Source organism: Nonomuraea sp. NPDC050733 (genome assembly GCF_040654215.1).
Taxonomy (GTDB): Bacteria; Actinomycetota; Actinomycetes; order Streptosporangiales; family Streptosporangiaceae; genus Nonomuraea.
Genome location: NZ_JBFAHO010000065.1, coordinates 1 through 16528 on the forward strand (window position 1 = coordinate 1; position 16528 = coordinate 16528).

16 protein-coding genes and 4 tRNA genes are annotated in these 16528 nt (G+C 66.3%); 14 read left to right on the forward strand and 6 right to left on the reverse strand.

Annotation, left to right across the window (positions count from 1 at the left end; all coding sequences use genetic code 11):
• Nucleotides 1–375 precede the first annotated feature (375 nt).
• Entirely contained in the window at nucleotides 376–513 is a 138-nt protein-coding gene (locus AB0H64_RS43095; RefSeq protein WP_357637235.1) for a hypothetical protein, read from the reverse strand.
• Between the two features lie 313 nt (nucleotides 514–826).
• Entirely contained in the window at nucleotides 827–1612 is a 786-nt protein-coding gene (locus AB0H64_RS43100) for an IS481 family transposase (protein ID WP_357637237.1), read from the reverse strand.
• Between the two features lie 121 nt (nucleotides 1613–1733).
• Between AB0H64_RS43100 and AB0H64_RS43105 the strand changes: the two genes are divergently transcribed.
• The gene (locus AB0H64_RS43105) at nucleotides 1734–1943 is read left to right on the forward strand and encodes a hypothetical protein (protein ID WP_357637239.1); all 210 of its coding nucleotides are present in this window, start codon (nucleotides 1734–1736) and stop codon (nucleotides 1941–1943) included.
• Between the two features lie 203 nt (nucleotides 1944–2146).
• Complete coding sequence (locus AB0H64_RS43110) at nucleotides 2147–2455, forward strand: hypothetical protein (RefSeq protein WP_357637242.1); 309 nt, start codon at nucleotides 2147–2149, stop codon at nucleotides 2453–2455.
• 981 nt (nucleotides 2456–3436) lie between these two features.
• Here the strand turns inward: AB0H64_RS43110 and AB0H64_RS43115 are convergent.
• Together AB0H64_RS43115 and AB0H64_RS43120 are read right to left on the reverse strand one after the other, a co-directional pair.
• A tRNA-Lys gene (locus tag AB0H64_RS43115) sits at nucleotides 3437–3512 on the reverse strand.
• A 101-nt stretch (nucleotides 3513–3613) separates the two neighbouring features.
• Entirely contained in the window at nucleotides 3614–4768 is a 1155-nt protein-coding gene (locus tag AB0H64_RS43120) for an acyl-CoA dehydrogenase family protein (RefSeq protein WP_357637245.1), read from the reverse strand.
• A 100-nt stretch (nucleotides 4769–4868) separates the two neighbouring features.
• Here AB0H64_RS43120 and AB0H64_RS43125 point away from each other — a divergent pair, with 100 nt between their 5' ends.
• Nucleotides 4869–5177, forward strand: coding sequence for a PspC domain-containing protein (locus tag AB0H64_RS43125; protein WP_357637248.1), 309 nt, complete (start codon nucleotides 4869–4871; stop codon nucleotides 5175–5177).
• Here AB0H64_RS43125 and AB0H64_RS43130 read toward each other — a convergent pair whose 3' ends face one another.
• Both AB0H64_RS43130 and AB0H64_RS43135 read right to left on the reverse strand, forming a co-directional pair.
• Nucleotides 5178–6461, reverse strand: a complete 1284-nt coding sequence (locus AB0H64_RS43130; RefSeq protein WP_357637250.1) for an MFS transporter — start codon at nucleotides 6459–6461, stop codon at nucleotides 5178–5180.
• A 110-nt stretch (nucleotides 6462–6571) separates the two neighbouring features.
• A complete protein-coding gene (locus AB0H64_RS43135) occupies nucleotides 6572–6913 on the reverse strand; it encodes a metallopeptidase family protein (protein ID WP_357637253.1) in 342 nt (113 codons plus the stop codon).
• Between the two features lie 96 nt (nucleotides 6914–7009).
• Between AB0H64_RS43135 and AB0H64_RS43140 the strand changes: the two genes are divergently transcribed.
• The 11 genes from AB0H64_RS43140 (at nucleotide 7010) to AB0H64_RS43190 (ending at nucleotide 16525) form a co-directional block, all read left to right on the forward strand.
• Nucleotides 7010–8515: a metallophosphoesterase gene (locus tag AB0H64_RS43140; protein WP_357637256.1), complete on the forward strand. Its 1506-nt coding sequence runs from the start codon at nucleotides 7010–7012 to the stop codon at nucleotides 8513–8515.
• Nucleotides 8516–8588 (forward strand) — tRNA-Glu (locus AB0H64_RS43145).
• 100 nt (nucleotides 8589–8688) lie between these two features.
• Nucleotides 8689–8763: transfer RNA gene (locus AB0H64_RS43150), tRNA-Asp, on the forward strand.
• A gap of 5 nt (nucleotides 8764–8768) precedes the next feature.
• Nucleotides 8769–8842 (forward strand) — tRNA-Phe (locus AB0H64_RS43155).
• 167 nt (nucleotides 8843–9009) lie between these two features.
• Nucleotides 9010–9333 carry a hypothetical protein gene (locus tag AB0H64_RS43160; protein WP_357637259.1) on the forward strand — a complete coding sequence of 108 codons (324 nt, stop codon included), beginning with the start codon at nucleotides 9010–9012 and terminating at the stop codon, nucleotides 9331–9333.
• Nucleotides 9334–9507: 174 nt separating this feature from the next.
• On the forward strand, nucleotides 9508–11508 hold the full coding sequence (locus AB0H64_RS43165; protein WP_357637261.1) for a WD40 repeat domain-containing protein: 2001 nt from the start codon (nucleotides 9508–9510) through the stop codon (nucleotides 11506–11508).
• 159 nt (nucleotides 11509–11667) lie between these two features.
• Complete coding sequence (locus AB0H64_RS43170) at nucleotides 11668–12504, forward strand: transposase family protein (protein WP_357637264.1); 837 nt, start codon at nucleotides 11668–11670, stop codon at nucleotides 12502–12504.
• Nucleotides 12505–13163: 659 nt separating this feature from the next.
• Nucleotides 13164–13976, forward strand: a complete 813-nt coding sequence (locus AB0H64_RS43175) for a hypothetical protein (RefSeq protein ID WP_357637267.1) — start codon at nucleotides 13164–13166, stop codon at nucleotides 13974–13976.
• Nucleotides 13977–14212: 236 nt separating this feature from the next.
• On the forward strand, nucleotides 14213–14686 hold the full coding sequence (locus tag AB0H64_RS43180; protein WP_357637270.1) for a hypothetical protein: 474 nt from the start codon (nucleotides 14213–14215) through the stop codon (nucleotides 14684–14686).
• A 683-nt stretch (nucleotides 14687–15369) separates the two neighbouring features.
• Nucleotides 15370–15846, forward strand: coding sequence for a hypothetical protein (locus tag AB0H64_RS43185; protein ID WP_357637272.1), 477 nt, complete (start codon nucleotides 15370–15372; stop codon nucleotides 15844–15846).
• Between the two features lie 76 nt (nucleotides 15847–15922).
• A complete protein-coding gene (locus AB0H64_RS43190) occupies nucleotides 15923–16525 on the forward strand; it encodes a PepSY domain-containing protein (RefSeq protein ID WP_357637274.1) in 603 nt (200 codons plus the stop codon).
• Nucleotides 16526–16528: the final 3 nt, after the last annotated feature.

Genomic DNA, 16528 nt, shown 5'->3' on the forward strand with positions numbered 1-16528 from the left:
ATCAACCAAATCCTGCAACGCGCCCTGGCATGGTCACACCACCGACGAGCCCACCAAGCCCGCGCCCGCAGCAGCCACTACTGGAAACGCTGGCTCCGCCACAACAAGATCCAGCTATAGATCACAAAACATGACTGTAGTACTAGGCTCGAATGGGGTCATTGACTGGTGAGCGGGCAGTCGGCGTTTAACGACGGCAGCACTTTCGGCGAGTCGACACGTTCACTAGCGAGGCGGAGAATGAATTTCAGGCGGGCGACTGTGCGCCCCGGTACGGCGGCCGATGGCCGGGTACGCCGTGCGGCGGCGCGCCGCGCCGCCGCATGACCACCTATAAGAACAATTCGGCAGGTTGCTCGGTCGCTATGAGCTGGGTCAGATGAGGTGAGTGTCGGCGGCTCGTGCGGCCTCGGCGAGTTCCGGCAGTGTGATGACGGTGACGCCTGCGGCGGTCACGGCTTCGCCGCCGTTGGCGTCGGTGAGGAAGGTGGGCGGTTCCTTCCAGGCCGTCACTACTCGGGGGATGCCGGCATCAAGGATGAGCTGTGTGCGGTTCTCGGCCGTGACCGGCGTTGGGTGCAGGGCTCCAGGGAGCTGTAGAGGGTGGCTGTCTTGAGGCGGGGGTCGTCGGCAGCGACCTTGGCGCCGACTCCTCCGCATGGACGTGGTCGTCCGTCGCACGCAAGTAGCCGCGGCTGATCTCGTTGCCGTGCTTGTCGACGATGACCGCACCCGACCGAGAAGGCTGTCTGCGAGGGCGGGCACTGGTGGGAGAGGTCGATCGCTGAGAGAAGCCATCGGCGGTCTTGTTCGGTGCTGCTGCCGATCACGAGGTCTTACTACCCGAGGGCTCTTTCGGCAGATAGCGCAGGAGCACGACGTCGTCCACGGTGCGGACTTCGGCAAGTGCCATGCGGTGGCCGGCGCCTCCGGGGAAGTCGCCGGGGTTGACGAAGCGGGGTGCGTTGCCGTCGCCGACGAAGATGGGGGCGATGGGTGCGCGGCGTAGGAAGGCGGCGCAGGTGTCGGCTTTCTCGTCGGGGTGGATCTCGCTGTAGGCGATGCGGCTGTGGTCGTCGACGGCCGAATGGATGTAGTCGTAGCCGACGGTTTTGGTGCGGTCGTGGCTGCGCTGGTCGCGGCCGTGGATGCGCCAGCCGCCGCCGTCGGGGATGCGGCCGAGCTTCTTGACGTCGACGTGCACGAGCTCGCCGGGCCGCTCGCGTTCGTAGCGGCGGATCATCTGGCCGGTGGGCCGGTCCAGCCATGCCAGGCGATGCAGGTGGTGGCGGGTCAGGATTCGGTGCACGGTGGACGGCGCCAGGCCGAGAATCGGGCCGATCCGGGCGGGGCCGAGCTTACGAGTGGTGCGCAGCCGGCATACGGCAGTCTCTACGTCGGTGGGGGTGCGGTGCGGCGTGGCGTGTGGGCGGCTGGATCGGTCGTGCAAACCCGCCTCACCGTGTTCACGCCATCGTCGTAACCACTTGTGGGCTGTGGGCCGGGAGATGCCCATCTCCGCGGCCACATGCGCGACCGGGCGGCCCGACAAGATGCGTTGAACGAGCAGACGGCGTCCATGGACGGTCAGCCGAGCGTTACGGTGGGACACGAAGCCTCCGTGTGGTGCTGATTCGACACCTTCACCACACCGGAGGCTTCTCTTTCGATCAAGACCCCACTGTCAACAACGCTCGTGGGCAATACAGCTAGGCGGTGCCGGTAGTCGCGGCATGCCGGAGCTGTCGCTGGTCACGGATACTGCTCTTCCGGGATGGGAGGAGGAGTATCGGCAGACTCGCCAGGTGCTCGATCGACACGACATCGCCGTGCTCGATTCCCAGGTCCTCAGCTTGCCGTTAGAGGCCGGGCTTCGGGTGGAAACAGTTCTCGGCAGTCCGTCGTACAGCGTGTTCGATGCCTGGTTCCACTGGATGGATTGAGACATCGAGTCCGTGCCATCAGCTTGGGAATCGCACCCATCACCGCCAGCGCCGCAGAGTTACCAGCTCAGGGCCGCTGTCGGGTCGCGGTCGTGCGTGACCGTGGTTGACCCCTCGTTTCCGCCCTTAATGGCACGCTGATGGCATGACGATCACGCGTTGACCTCTTGCTTCGGCGCTCCTTGCCGTGGTGCGCTTCCTTTGTGCGTCACGATCGCTACCCTGGCCGGCTCTCCTTCCCCCTGCGCTTCCCGAACCGCCGTTTCCGGATCTGGAGCTACGTACCCTCACACAGCGGGCTCGTTCTACGGACGGAGTTCGAACCGGATGCGCCGCACATCGAGCTGCTGTTCCAGGGCGTGCGCCAGATCAATCTTCCCGCAACGATGACGGATGGGCTCGTGGTAGACATCGAGCGCACGAACGACGACGATCCGGACGACGTGACCTTCCTTCTCGGAAACGACCAGTTCTCCGGTCATGTGCTCGCTGACTACCTGTTCCTCGACTAGGAATAACGATCAAGGTACAGCCCCTTTTCGCTCTTCCACGGTTACCTGCGAAGTGATTTCGAGCGTTGACTACGCACGCCCCGCCCGCCTGATCATCCCGGAGCCGGAGCGCCCCCGCCGGAGGCGAATTGGGTTGGTCTCAACCTTGGGCTGGAACGCTGGACGGCATGGTCAACACGTTGTCACTGGTCCGGCGGTTGTGTCCCCATGAGCAACTCGAGAGGAGAGTCTTTCGATCAGAGTGCAGTTTTCTCGACTTCGAGATCGACGGGAGTTCTCTGCTTGATTCAGCGGCGCGGCGGAGCCCGGGGAACGGGGACATGGCGTCCGTCCTCTGGTTGTCCGCTGGCAGTGAGCTTCGGCTTGAGGTTGACCGGTTGCAAGGCAGAGCTGCCTCTGCGCTGGATGACGGCAGGTTTCCGTTGTATGTGTGCCCGGAGTGCGGTGACCTTGGGTGCGGTGCGCTGACAGCCGTCGTGGCCATTACTTCTGGTCAGGTGGTTTGGCGGGACCTTGGTTGGCAGGTGGACTACCGGGATGAGGTGGATTTCGAAGACCTCGATGGCATAGGTCCGTTCGTGTTCCAACGGGCGCAGTATGAAGCGGCGTTTGCTGCTGTCTCTGTCTTGGACGCGTATCAGCAGGCAGAGCAGCAGTCGGGGCAGCCTCGCCCGTGGTGGATGAGATGGCGCCGTTGAGCTGGAGCGGCCCGCGCGCGTCGCGCGGGAGAACGGCTCCCTGGCCGCACGCGCAGCGTGCGGACGTGCGCGGGCCGCGAGGCGGCGCGCAGCGCCGCCCTGACGCCGTACTCGGCCACTCGCAGCTGGCCACGACGAAGCGCTACACCCACATCACGAAACCCTCGCCACGGAGGCGGCGGCGCGGATGGGACGCGCCCTTTGGGAGACGTGATTGCAACCCATATTGCAACCCAGGGCGGATTCCCCGATCACACCATGAGGAGTCCGCCCAGCTCATTGGTGGTAGGGCGCCCGGGGCTCGAACCCGGAACCTACGGATTAAAAGTCCGCAGCTCTGCCAATTGAGCTAACGCCCCATGCACAGCAAGGGTACAGAGACTACCGGCCGGTACGCGACGCCGTTCTCGCCCCATCACAGTAGCGGATCGTGCGCTTGCCCAGATCGGGAAGAGGCTTCTCAGCGGAAGGCGTCGAGCCCGGTGAGCGCCTTGCCCAGGGTCAGCAGGTGCACCTCCTGGGTGCCCTCGTAGGTCAGCACGCTCTCCAGGTTGTTCATGTGCCGGATGACCGGATACTCCAGGGTGATCCCGTTGCCGCCCAGCACCGACCGTGCCTGGCGCGCGATGTCGAGGGCCGCGCGGACGTTCGCCAGCTTGCCGAAGCTGATCTGGACGGGCTCCAGGCGTCCCGCGTCCTTGAGCTCTCCCAGGTGGAACGCCGTCAGCGACGCCTGCGTCGTGCCCACGTACATCCACGCGAGCTTCTCCTGGGTGAGCTGGAACGACCCGATCGGCTTGCCGAACTGCACGCGCGTCTTCGCGTACTCGACCGCCGCCTCCAGGCACGCGCGGGCCGCTCCCACGACCCCCCACAGGATGCCGAACCGGGCCTCCGACAGGCACGAGAGCGGGCCCTTCAGGCCCGTCACCCCGGGCAGTACGGCGGAGCCGGGCAGGCGTACGTCGTCGAAGTACAGGGACGAGGTGACCGACGCCCTCAGGGACAGCTTGCGGTGGATCTCAGGGGCGGAGAAGCCCGGCGTGGAGGTCGGGACGACGAAGCCCCGGATGCCTTCGTCGGTCTGCGCCCACACCACGGCGACGTCCGCGACCGAGCCGTTGGTGATCCACATCTTGGAGCCGTTGAGGATCCAGTCGGACCCGTCGCGCTTGGCGTACGTCCGCATGCCGCCCGGGTCGGAGCCGTGGTCGGGCTCGGTCAGGCCGAAGCAGCCGATGGCCTCGCCCGCCGCCATCCGGGGCAGCCACTCCTCCTTCTGCTCGTCGGAGCCGTACCGCCAGATGGGGAACATGGCCAGCGAGCCCTGCACCGACACGAACGACCGCAACCCCGAGTCGCCGGCCTCCAGCTCACGGCAGGCCACGCCGTACGAGACCGCGTCGGTGCCGGCGCAGCCGTAGCCCTCCAGGTGCATGCCGAGCAGCCCCAGCGAGCCGAGCTCCGGCGCGAGCTCGCGCGCCGGGAACACGCCCTCCTCGAACCAGCCCGCCACGTGCGGCAGGACGCGGTCGGACACGAACGACGCGACCGTGTCGCGGATGAGCCTCTGGTCACCGTTGAGCCGGTCGTCGACGCGCAGCAGGTCGTCCATGGCGATCCTCTCCTCGCACAAGCGCCAGTAAGGGGCTACCAGGGTTTCTACAGGGGAATTCCCGATGTGCCAAAGAGGGCGACGGGGGCACGCTTGAGACATGAACGAGAACATCAAGCAGCTGCGCAGGACTCACGACGGCAGGATCATCGCGGGCGTCTGCTCCGGTGTCGGGGAGTACCTCGGCATCGACGCCAACCTGGTCCGCATCGCGCTCGCGGTGGCGACGCTCTTCGGCGGGGTGGGGGTCGGCCTGTACGCGATCGGCTGGCTGCTCATACCCGAGGCGGGCAGGGACACCTCGATCGTCCAGGACCTGCTGAACAAGCAGCAGGCCAAGTCCACCTGGCAGAGCGGCACGACGACCACCCCCGGCACCTGGGACGACGAGCAGAAGCCCCAGCAGTGATCAGGTGGGCGCCGAGGCTCGCACCCGGCGGGAGCCGTCGCTGCGGGACTCGGTCCAGACCATGGCCAGCACGGCCGCGCACGTCACCCCCATGACGCCGGACAGTGCGACCACGAGCTCGGGACCGAGTCTCTCGGCGGCCAGGCCGCCCGCCAGGATCCCGGCGCCCTGCGCGGCCATCAGCCCCGACTGCGCCAGGCCGAACGCCTGCCCGCGCCGCTCGGCCGGCACCCGTTGCACGAACGCGGCGTTGGCCGCGAGCTGGTAGGCCCCGCCCACCCCCGACAGGACCCAGGCCGCCAGCACCACGGCCAGAGGCGGCCGCAACGCGCTGACGACCAGCGGCAGACAGCTCAGCACCGCCATCCAGCCCATCAACCGCAGCCGTCGTGAGGGCGACACGAACCTGCTGAACAGGAACGCCCCCAGCACCGTGCCCGTCGGCATCGCGGCCATCAGCAGCCCGGTGACCACCGGGACGGGCAGCCCCTCGGGGGCGAGGGCCGCCGCGTACGGCGCGGCCAGCCCCTCCGGCAGCACGTAGAACCCGCACAGCCAGGCGAACATCACCAGCGTACGCAGCCGCCGGTCGCCGAAGACCAGGCGCGCCCCGGCCCTGGTCGTCGCCCACATGGACGGCCGGTCCTCCTCGGCGGCCGCCGCCGGCCGCCGCCGCACGCCGGAGACCAGGATCAGCGCTGAGCCGAGGAACGTGGCGGCGTCCAACGCCAGCGCGCGGTACGGGCCGAGCGTGGCGATCACCGCGCCGCCCGCGGCGAAGCCGAGCATCTGCACGCCCTGGTTGGTCATGTTCTGCAGCGCCGTGCCCACGACGTACCGGTCGCCCTCCAGCACCTCGGGCAGCAGCGCCGCCCGCGCGGCCGAGAACGGCGCGCTGAGCAGCACCACCAGGAACACCAGCGCGCACAGCACGGAGAACGGCATGCCGGGCAGCGCCATCACGGCCACCAGGGCCGCGCGCAGCAGGTCGCACGCCACCATGACGCCCCGCCGGGCGAACCGGTCGGCGAGGCCGGCCAGCAGCGGGCCGCCGGCGATGGACGGCAGGTAGGTCAGGGCGTAGACGGCGGCGGTCGCGAGGGGCGAGCCGGTGCGGTCGTAGACGAGCACGGCGAGCGCCACCTGGGCGAGCTGGTCGCCGAGGAGTGACAGACCCTGGCCGTACCACAGTGCCCGGAACTCACCGATGGCGACGACCTCGCCATAGGTGGCTTGGTGCTCTTCAGCACGGCGATGCCGCCCCGGCAGCCGTCGCGTCCGCATGGCCCCCATTGGACTCCGCTGTGCCTGACTGTGAGTATTCAGTACGTCACCTAAGGTGCCTGATCAGCTCCCGTACCGCAAGCAGAAGAGGGCAACCGGCGCCCCGGGGTTCACCAGCCGAGCTCGTGCAGGCGGGCGTCGTCGATGCCGAAGTGGTGGCCCACCTCGTGCACCACCGTGGTCCGTACCTCTCGTACGACCTGCTCCTCGGTGTCGCAGATCCGGCAGATCGCATTGCGGTAGATCTCGATGCGGTCGGGAAGAACCGCGGAGTACCAGTCGCCACGTTCGGTAAGGGGAATTCCGGTGTACAGGCCCAGGAGGTTGGGTTGGGGCGGATCGTCCACCACCGTGACGACGACGTTGTTCATGACGCGGGTCAGCTCGGCGGGGATGGTGTCCAGCGCCTCGCCTACCAGCTCCTCGAACGTCTCCCGCGAAATTTCGATCACATGTGCCATTCTGCCTCGCGCCGGGGGTAGGCAAGTAAACGTATGAACGTCGCTCGCATCCTTCGGACAGTCATCGCGTCGAAGGCGTCGAGGATCGTGGCCGCCCTCATGGTCGCGGCCGTCGGCGCCTGGCTCGGCATCTTCCTCAGCGGCACCGTACGGGCCCAGATCGGACCCGTGGAGACGGGCATGTCGTTGCGTCCCGCGTGGGGCGGCGAGACGGTCGTGGACGCGAGCCCGCTGGGCACGCTCACGTTCCACACCCACGACGCGCCGCTACGGCTGCGCATCACGCTGGAGAACATCGACCAGGAGCGCGCCAAGGCCCTCATCGAGGACCCGCGCCTGACCGACCGGCTGCCCGGTATCGTCGAGCGCGATCTGCTCGACGGCGTGCGCGCGCTGGTCATCCGGTCGCTCCTGTGCGCCGGGGCGGGGGCGCTGGTGGCGGTGCTGCTGGTGTTCAGGCGGCCCAAGGTCGCGCTGCTCAGCCTGCTCGCCGCCGCCGTGGGGCTCGCGGGGACGGGCGGGCTCGCCGCGTACACGTTCCGGCCGGACTCGCTGGTCGAGCCGCGGTACTCGGGCCTGATCGCCGCCGCGCCGTCGCTGGTCGGCAGTGCGGAGTCGATCGTGACGAAGTTCGAGTCGTACCGGTCGCAGCTCACCAAGCTGGTTACGAACGTCTCCAAGCTCTACAACACGGTCTCGACCCTGCCGGTGTACGACGGGGACCCGCGTTCCATCCGAGTCCTCCACATCTCGGACATTCATCTCAACCCGATCGCGTGGAACGTCATCCGGTCCCTGAAGGACCAGTTCGCCGTGGACATGATCATCGACACGGGCGACATCTCCGACCACGGCACCAAGCCCGAGAACAAGTTCGTGGAGGAGATCGGCCGCCTCGGCGTCCCGTACGTCTTCATCCGCGGCAACCACGACTCCATGACCACCCAGAAGGCCGTCGCCAAGCAGAAGAACGCCGTCGTCCTGGACGACAGATCACAGAAGGTCGGGGGCTTGACCATCTACGGCCTCGGCGACCCCCGCTTCACCCCGGACAAGTCGGTGGCCGTCGACTCCGACCCGGCGAAGCTGGAGCAATGGGGACGTGACCACCTCCCCGAGGTCGGCAAGCCGGACCTCGTGGCGGTCCACGACGGCATCATCGGCCGCGGCTTCTCCGGCGCCACCCCGATGGTCCTGGCCGGCCACGCCCACGCCCGCTCCACCGCCATGCTGCCCACCGGCACGCGCGTCCTCGTCCAGGGCTCCACCGGCGGCGCCGGCCTGCGCGCCCTCGAACACGCCGAGCCCACCCCCGTACAGGCGTCGGTCCTGTACTTCGACCGCGAGACCAAGCGGCTGCAGGCGTGGGACGACATCACGCTCGGCGGGCTGGGGGAGCAGTCGGTCTACATCCAGCGTCACGTGGAGGAGAACCCGGGACGTATGATTTCTCCAGCGCCAACGAACACCCCGACGCCATCGGGGACCGTGACTGGCACGCAGTCGCCGACCGCCGGCCCGCCACTTTGGCATCAGGGGCAATCGTCCCCTATGCTTCAGAGGTCTCCGACGGAAGGCGACAGGGAATCCTGAGCCCCCATCGTCTAGCGGCCTAGGACACCGCCCTTTCAAGGCGGCGGCACGGGTTCGAATCCCGTTGGGGGCACCGCGAAGCGCCTGGCGCTACCGGGAAACGGTTGGTCGAAGACCACCGAAGAACTGGTAAGCTAAGCGAGTCGCAAGGCAAGAACAGCAAGACAAAGCAAGGTCCTGTAGAGCAGTTTGGAGTGCTCGCCACCCTGTCAAGGTGGAGGTCGCGGGTTCAAGTCCCGTCAGGACCGCTCTGGGTCAGGTAGCTCAGTTGGTACGAGCGTCCGCCTGAAAAGCGGAAGGTCGGCAGTTCGACCCTGCCCCTGACCACCTTATTCGAACAGCCAAGATGCCCCGAAGCGATCATCGCTCCGGGGCGTTTTCGTTGTTCTGGCGACAGCGCTGGACAGTACGCCCAATCAAGAGGTGATGACGCGTTGCAGTGGTTACGTCGCCAGGAGCGGAAGACGTCAGCCCAGACTGCAGTGCGGTATCTCATGAGCCGCGCATTCATCGAGATACGCGCCACCACGCACATGGTCAATCGAGAGCTGCAAACCGAGGACCTTGCTAGCGCGCGAGATCGCGTCGAGCGCATCCGCCTGATCGCTGACACCTGCCACAACCTTCCCGCTGACTTTCGGCCAGGCAGTGATCGAGAGCGGGAGCAGCGGGCGGTGGAGAGCCTGAAGTTCCACCTGCGGGAGCTCGATCCTGATGATCATGCGGCCCAGCGGGTGCAGACGGAACTGGACGATCTCGGCTATGACTACTTGCCGCTTCTGCCGCAGCACGTGAGAAACCGGCTCACGCAATTGTGAACGCCCGGACAGACACTGAGGTGATCTCAGCGAAATAGTTCAGGCGAATTGGGATGTGTTGGACGCCGCTGGTGGCGCGAGCGGTTCCACTCGGGCTGCACCTGACCGACGGCAATCAAAGGCGGGCGCTTCCTCCGCTGATCTTTGTCAGGGATGGCGGCTAGCATGCCCGCCATGTCTTCTTCTCGATCGGGCACGGCCCGGATTCCGTTCACGAAGAATTCCCAGTGGACTTTGACGTGGACCAGTCGGCCAGCGAGTGACCTGGCGTTCGGCGAGCCGGTCGGGGTGCCGCGAACCGGCCACACCGATCGGGTGTGGGCGATCGCGACCGCAGTCGTGGACGGGCGGCCGGTGGCGGTCTCCGGGGGTCGCGATCGGACCCTACGCCTGTGGGACCTGACGTCAGGTCAGCAGATCGGCCAGCCGTTCACCGGTCGCGCCGCCTACGACTACGTGGAGTCGCTTGCGACCACGGTCCTGGACGGGCGGCCGGTGGCAATCTTCGCCGGTGGCAACAACGGAATCGTACGAGTGTGTGATCTGATGTCCGGTCAGCAGGTCGGCGAGCCGTTCAGAGGTCACACCGATTGGGTCAAGGCGGTTGCGACCGCGGTGGTGGACGGACGGCCGGTGGGAGTTTCCGGCGGCCACGACAAGACCGTGCGCATGTGGGATCTGAGGACAGGCGAGCAGATCGGCGAGCCGTTCAGAGGTCACACCAAGTGGGTCACAACGATCGCGACCACGGTGGTGGACGGACGGCCGGTGGCCGTCTCCGGCGGCCACGACTGCACCTTACGGATGTGGGATCTGAAGTCGGGTCGACGGATCGGCAAACCACTGAGGGGCCACACGTACCACGTGGAGCTGGTTGTGACCACGGAGATGGACGGGCAGCGGGTGGCCATTTCCAGCGGTGCGGACGACGGAACTCTACGCTTGTGGGATCTGAGGTCAGGCCGGCAGATGGGCCAACCGTTCAGTGGCGACACCGGCTTTGTGAAGGCGGTTGCGAGCACGGTTCTCGACGGGCGGCCGGTGGCTGTTACCGGCGGCATCGACGGAACTGTGCGGATCTGGGATTTGGAGTCACGCCGGCAAATCGGCAAGCCGCTTACCGGGCACACCGATCATGTTCGGGCGATTGCGACGACGGTGGTGGATGGGCGACCGGTGGCCGTCTCCGCCAGCGACGATCACACGGTACGGATGTGGGACCTGTCGTCAGGGCGGCGAGTCGATGAGTCCCTCAACCGCCACACCGGCTATGTCTCTGCCGCCACCACCACGGTGCTTGACGGACGTTCCGTTGCCGTGACCGGCAGCTACGACAAGACCGTCCGGGTGTGGGATCTGCCTACCGGCGAGCAGGTCGGTGATCCGCTCACCGGTCACACCGACATGGTCACCGCGGTTGCCACCGCGCTCGTCGGTGGTCAACCGGCGGCGGTCACCGGCAGCTCCGACAAGGCCGTCTGCGTATGGGATCTCCGCTCGGGGACGCAGATAGGCGGGCCGTTCACCGGTCATACCAACGCTGTCTGCATGGCTGCCGTAGTGGAGTTCGATGGGCAGCCGGTGGCCGTGACCGGCAGCTACGACGAAACGATCCGCATGTGGAACCTGAACACAGGCGAAGAGATCGATGCATCCCGCGCCAGCCGGCGGCGCTGGACGGGCGCAGTCGGCGCCACCACCCTCAACGGCCGACCAGTCGCCCTGACCGTCACCCAAGACGGCACCCTCAAGGTACTCGACCTCACCACCAACCGGTCGACCACGACCTCCCCCGCCGATCGGCGCGGCGAATCCGTGCAAAACCTCGCCGTCACCACCATCGGCGATCGGCCGGCCGCGATCATCGCTAGCCGCAACAGCTCAGACCCCGTGAAGATATGGGACCTGGCCACGGGCGACGCCCTCGGCGAACTTCCCACCAGAGCCACCGGAGCCGTCGCTGCCGCCACAGTGGACGGTCAACCCGTCGCTGTGACCACCAGCTATCAGACGGTACGCGTATGGAAACTCACCACCCGTAGGCAAATCGGACCCGACTTGCACTTCCCCAAACCCGTAAAAGAGGTGGCAATCAGCGTAGACGGACACGTCGTCGTCTGTTTTGACCGTGACATCGCCGTGTTCACCAACACCCCGGCGCGGCGCGAACATTGAGGTGATCCCAGCGAATAGTTCGGGTTATTGGGGTTTCTTGGACGCCGTCCGTGGCGTTCCGGGCCTTTCGGGAGGAGTCACCGAAGGCCGGGAACAGACGTGGAGCCCCTGGTAGAAGAGCTCTCACCACAAGAATCTCAACCAGCCGGAAGGCTCCACGTGATTGCTCATCGTGCCACGCTCGACGTCTCCCGCGCACTCGTTCAGTACGTCGCCCGCCTCCTGCATGAAGAACGCCGACTGCGTGGCACCCCGCAAGGCAGCCGAGCCTTGAGCCCGTTCCGGCAGGCGGTTATGGTGGTGCGCTGCTTCCGCGGCGAGCACGACGTTCCCAAGCTCGGCCGCGACCATCGCATCTCCCGGGCCACCGCCTACCGCTACATCCACGAAGGCATTGAAGTTCTCGCAGCTCAAGCACCTGATCTGCACGAAGCCCTCGACCGCGCCCAAGCCGAGCAACTGCCGTACGTCATCTTCGACGGCACCCTGATCCCCATCGATCGCTGCGCCGAACAGACCATCAGCGCCAAAGGCGAACCCATCGACGCCTGGTACTCCGGCAAGGCCCACCAGCACGCCGGCAACCTCCAAGCACTGTCGGCACCCGGCGGGCTGCCGCTGTGGATCGCCGAGGTCGAGCCCGGCTCCGTTCACGATCTGACCGCCGCCCGCGCACAGGTTCTGGGCGCGCTGTACGCCGCAGCCGCACGTGGCCTGCCCACCCTTGCCGACAGCGGCTACGACGGCGCCGGAATCGGCATCCACACGCCGATCAGGCAGCCCGAAGGAAACCAGATCCTCAGCCTGGACAACCGCACCTACAACCGGCTCCTACGAGCCCTGCGCTGTCTCGGCGAGCGCGGATTCGCCCTGCTCAAAGGCCGCTGGCGGACCCTCCAGCACATCACCGTCAGCCCCAGCCGAATTGGCGACATCGCCCGCGCAGCACTTGTCCTCACCCATTTCGAGCACAATTACCCACCGGGTATTCGCTGAGATCACGTCACTGTCCGGGCGTTCTTGTACTCGGTGAAGGGTCTAGGCGGTCCGGGCGGGCGTGCGGCCTCTCCGGGCCGGTCCCGCCCGGCCACCCCGCCGCACCATCGAACGCAGGCAGAGCCACTGGCAGGACGTTCACCGGCACCATGGGAATGCCGACTCCCGGACTGAGCCGATGAGGTCAACGCATGCCTCCGGCGGGCGCACTCCGGCCCCGAGGTGATCGCCACGCGGCCCTGGTCGTTGATGGGTGGCTGGGGGCTGACCACCTCGCACACCATCGACTCAGGCAAGCCCAGCAGACCAGCTCCTCCGTATCAAGCTCGGCTGTGATCGCAGGGCACCGAGTGATCGAGGAACGGCGATCGGCGAACGTACACGCGAAGCCGAGCTTGACACTCCGTCCCCGGCCCGCTGTCGCTACGTGGTGAGTCGACGGCGTACGAGGTGATCAGGGCCTGCGGATGAGTGCTGGCCGCACGGGAAGGACCTACCGCGCGTCGCCCAGGAGCAGCGCGGCCCAGAGCCGTTGCGCTTCGGCGGAGAGGCCAGCTGCCGGCGAGCGGCGCCTTGGCGATCAAACGGCTCCTCCGAAATAGCGGCACATTATTGCAAGCAGTAGTTCTGGCGGGCTTGGCGCTCCTACGATTGAACACGTGGCCACCTCCGATGTGATCGCGATGGTTGCTGCCATCATCGCGGTAGCTTCCTTGTTATACGCTCGTCGATCCGCAATCGCTGCGGTGCATTCGGCCAAGGCTGCTGCCGACTCCGCCCATGCAGCTGCTCGAAGTGCGGACGCCGATGAGCTTGCGGCCGTTCAGCAGGCGCGAACCGAAGCCGACTCCGGCCGTGTAAGGGTCTACGTCAGTTTGGAGCGCCCCCAGGGGTGGAGGCTCACCTACCTCGGGAAGGTGATCTGCGACCAGTACATATTTGAGTTCGCCAATCAGGCGGATTTCGAGGGGAACTGGCTCGAAGCTCCTGTCCGCGGCATCCTCGTTAACGAGGACACGCGCACCGTCGTCGTGGACGATTCATGGTCATGTGTAGGCGGATCGACTCCGCTATGGCCCGAGCCTCTTCCCGATCCCATTAGCGATCATCGTGGAGTGCGAGTACCGCCTGGCGGGGCCGTCATTCTCGAAACGACTATCGGTGCGTGGACCGAACGTTGGCGAGAGCTGTGGGCCGAGAACAACTTGGAAGAGCTTTGGTCCCGCGGCCCTGCGACCTCCCTGCGCGTGTGGGCTGCCCAAGAAGGCGATGGAGTGGACTACGCGGCGGAGGACCGCCACAGTCCACCTAGTGGATGGGAAATCCGGATAGGTGTATATGACTGGGCGTTGGAGCCGAGGCCCAAGGATGACCCGGACGCGCTCACTTGGTGTGTGCGCGGCAAGCCATCATTCATCGTTACCCGCTCTCCCTATCGACCATCTCCTCGGAGCATCCACGAGCTCATGTGATCGGGAGGTTGGAAGCTTCTGACACCAGCCCGATTCGCGGCTGTGCAGTCGTCTGACCACCGTGCTGCTGAGTGACCAACTGCATGACAACCGAGGCGTACAAATGCGGACGCCTATAGATCTCGCCAGCTGTTTACGCAGCTCAGCCCCGGCTAAGGAGCTTGATAAGGACCGCGATCAAGTGGCTTCGCATCGGCCCGGTTCCGGCTTTGGGATCCTGCACCAGATCCTCACAGATGCTGCGCATCGCTCACATACGTCTCTGCTTTGATGACGTCGTGACGGAGCGGAGAACACCCGAAGCGGGCGACATCTACTGGACGTTCGGATGTGGGCTCTCGGCGATCGTCGCAATGGCGTGCGGAACGATCGGGACCTTCTTTGATATCCACCTGGTAGCTCGCGCGCAGGTCTACTGTCTGGGTGACCTAAGTGCGGGAGAGAACTTCGCCGGCCTCATCTGGGTCGCGAGCCGGATCGTGATCTTTCCGATCATCTCGGTAGTGTCGGCGCTTGTCGCGCTGTCGTTCCATCTGCTGTTCCGGATACCCTGGCAGGCCGGTCGCACATGGCTGGGCCCCATCTTGCTGGCTCTCACCATCGTCGGCTCCATCGCTGGACCGGTAGCGATGGCTCTGTACGACGTGGCGACCGAAGGCACCCCCGGCGAGTGCGTTCTGCCGTGGTGGCCTTCATGGCTCCCCGCATGATGAAGGGGTCTGAGGTTCCAGCGAGCTGGACACGTTGGGAGCTTCTCTCTACTTCGAGCGTACGGTCACCCCCATTCGCCCGCGTGGAAGGCCAGATTCAGCGTGAAGGTATCAAGGGTGAACAGGTCGGTGCCGTCCCAGTCGAAGAGCTCCACCTGTCCAGGCGGAGCATCGGCGTGAGCCGCCACGCAGTCATGGCCCTCCTGGTCCTCGCACCATTCGATGATGCGGACGTCCTCGAATCGGAAGGCTACGAGAGGCGTCCTCGCCAGCTCGGGCGGGGCCCACTGTGGTTCGTAGACGAACTCCAGCTCCAGTACCGGTGGCCTGCCTGGCTTGTAGGTCAGGCGTTTGAAGTCGGTGTCGTGAAGGTAGATATGGGCACCTTCCTCGGTCCAGAACTCGTACAGTCCTTACCCCGGCGGGTGATCGCGCGCTGGTGGGCCGAGCCGGAAGGGGTCAGATGGCGGCGGGTGCAAGACGGACGTCCGCCACCGGGCCGCCGGCGAAAGTCCTATGCTCGACGTAGCGTGGTCCTAGAGTCGTCCTGTGATCAAGGTTCTACAAGTGGGAACAGATGGCGAACGTCGTAGCCGGTCGCAGCGAGGACAGGGCCTGTCCGCCCCTCGCGCTCGTCTCCGTGGGCTCCGTCGTGGCCCTGCCCGACCAGCCATGAGCGCCTGATGGGATTCTCCGCCATCTACCTGTTCGACGGGCGACAGTGGACGGAGCACCAGGAGGAGCCGGTGCCGCCCGCGGTGGAGCCGTGGCTGATGGTCGACATCCATGACAGTGACATCGCGACCGTGGTCTACCGGCCGGCGGGGCGTGGGAGCGGCATCGCCTACCTGGGGTTCACCCCGCGCACGTACTTCGAGGACGAGGACGCCTCATCGCCGACCGACGTCGTCCGGGAGGCCACGGGCCTCGCCGACTGGTGGATGCTGCGCAGCCAGGGGGGTGGCGAGGTGGATCACGCGGTGAAGGCGAGTGAGCTGCTCGGTTACCTGGCCGAGGACCGCGATCCCTGGGAGCTCGACCTGGACGAGGAGGAGGAAGACGTCGACGTGCTCGACGACGGGGAGGTCTTCGTCGAGGTCAAGACCGCTCGCTTCCTTGAGGCCCTGGACCTGCCGGTCCCTGAGGATCTCCCTGATTGACCGCACGGAACGGGTCTGGACCGTGTTGTCCGGGCTCTGGGCGTGCCTTTATGGAGTTCCGGGCAGCGTCGCCAGTATGAATGGTGGAAAGCGGTTCAAGCCCATTGTCGGCGTCCTCTTCCTGTTCGCGGCCGGAGCCTGCGGGAGCGCCCCCATCCAGACCAGTGCCGTCGAGACGGCGCCCGCGGGAGGAGCCGCACCCGCGCTCATGTCCCCCGGGGACCCCAGCGGCGATTCCGCCCAGGAGTCCGGCGGCATCGGAAGCCTCGAAAAGGCGGTCGCCGCGGCCACGAACGCTGTCGAGGGCACCAAGGTCCTCTCGGTGCAGTCGGAGAACGGCGGCCAGATCTGGGAGGTCCAGCTGGCCCGTCCCGACGGCACCGAGCAGTTGATGGAAGTGGACGCGTCAGGAAATGTCGTCTCGAAACCCCGGAGCAAGGACACCGGCAAGGGCGAGAAGGCCAGGGTCATGGGCATCATCGAGGACGCCGAGCTCTCCTTCGAGGACGTGGTGAAGAAGGTGTCCTCCGCGGTGCCGCACGGCAAGATCACTCACATCAGCCTGGACAGGTACACCGGCAAGATTCTCGTCTGGGATGTCGATGTCCTCACCCCGGACGGTGCCTGGCACGGCCTCAAGATCGACGCCAGGACCGGCACCGTGAGCAGGACCGGCTAGCGG

Coding starts and splice junctions, on each gene's coding strand:
- AB0H64_RS43105 (WP_357637239.1), top strand. CDS start 1,734: ATGCCGGAGCTGTCGCTGGTCACGGATACTGCTCTTCCGGGATGGGAG.
- AB0H64_RS43120 (WP_357637245.1), bottom strand. CDS start 4,768: ATGGACGACCTGCTGCGCGTCGACGACCGGCTCAACGGTGACCAGAGG.
- AB0H64_RS43125 (WP_357637248.1), top strand. CDS start 4,869: ATGAACGAGAACATCAAGCAGCTGCGCAGGACTCACGACGGCAGGATC.
- AB0H64_RS43130 (WP_357637250.1), bottom strand. CDS start 6,461: ATGCGGACGCGACGGCTGCCGGGGCGGCATCGCCGTGCTGAAGAGCAC.
- AB0H64_RS43160 (WP_357637259.1), top strand. CDS start 9,010: ATGAGCCGCGCATTCATCGAGATACGCGCCACCACGCACATGGTCAAT.
- AB0H64_RS43165 (WP_357637261.1), top strand. CDS start 9,508: ATGTCTTCTTCTCGATCGGGCACGGCCCGGATTCCGTTCACGAAGAAT.
- AB0H64_RS43180 (WP_357637270.1), top strand. CDS start 14,213: ATGCTGCGCATCGCTCACATACGTCTCTGCTTTGATGACGTCGTGACG.
- AB0H64_RS43185 (WP_357637272.1), top strand. CDS start 15,370: ATGGGATTCTCCGCCATCTACCTGTTCGACGGGCGACAGTGGACGGAG.
- AB0H64_RS43190 (WP_357637274.1), top strand. CDS start 15,923: ATGAATGGTGGAAAGCGGTTCAAGCCCATTGTCGGCGTCCTCTTCCTG.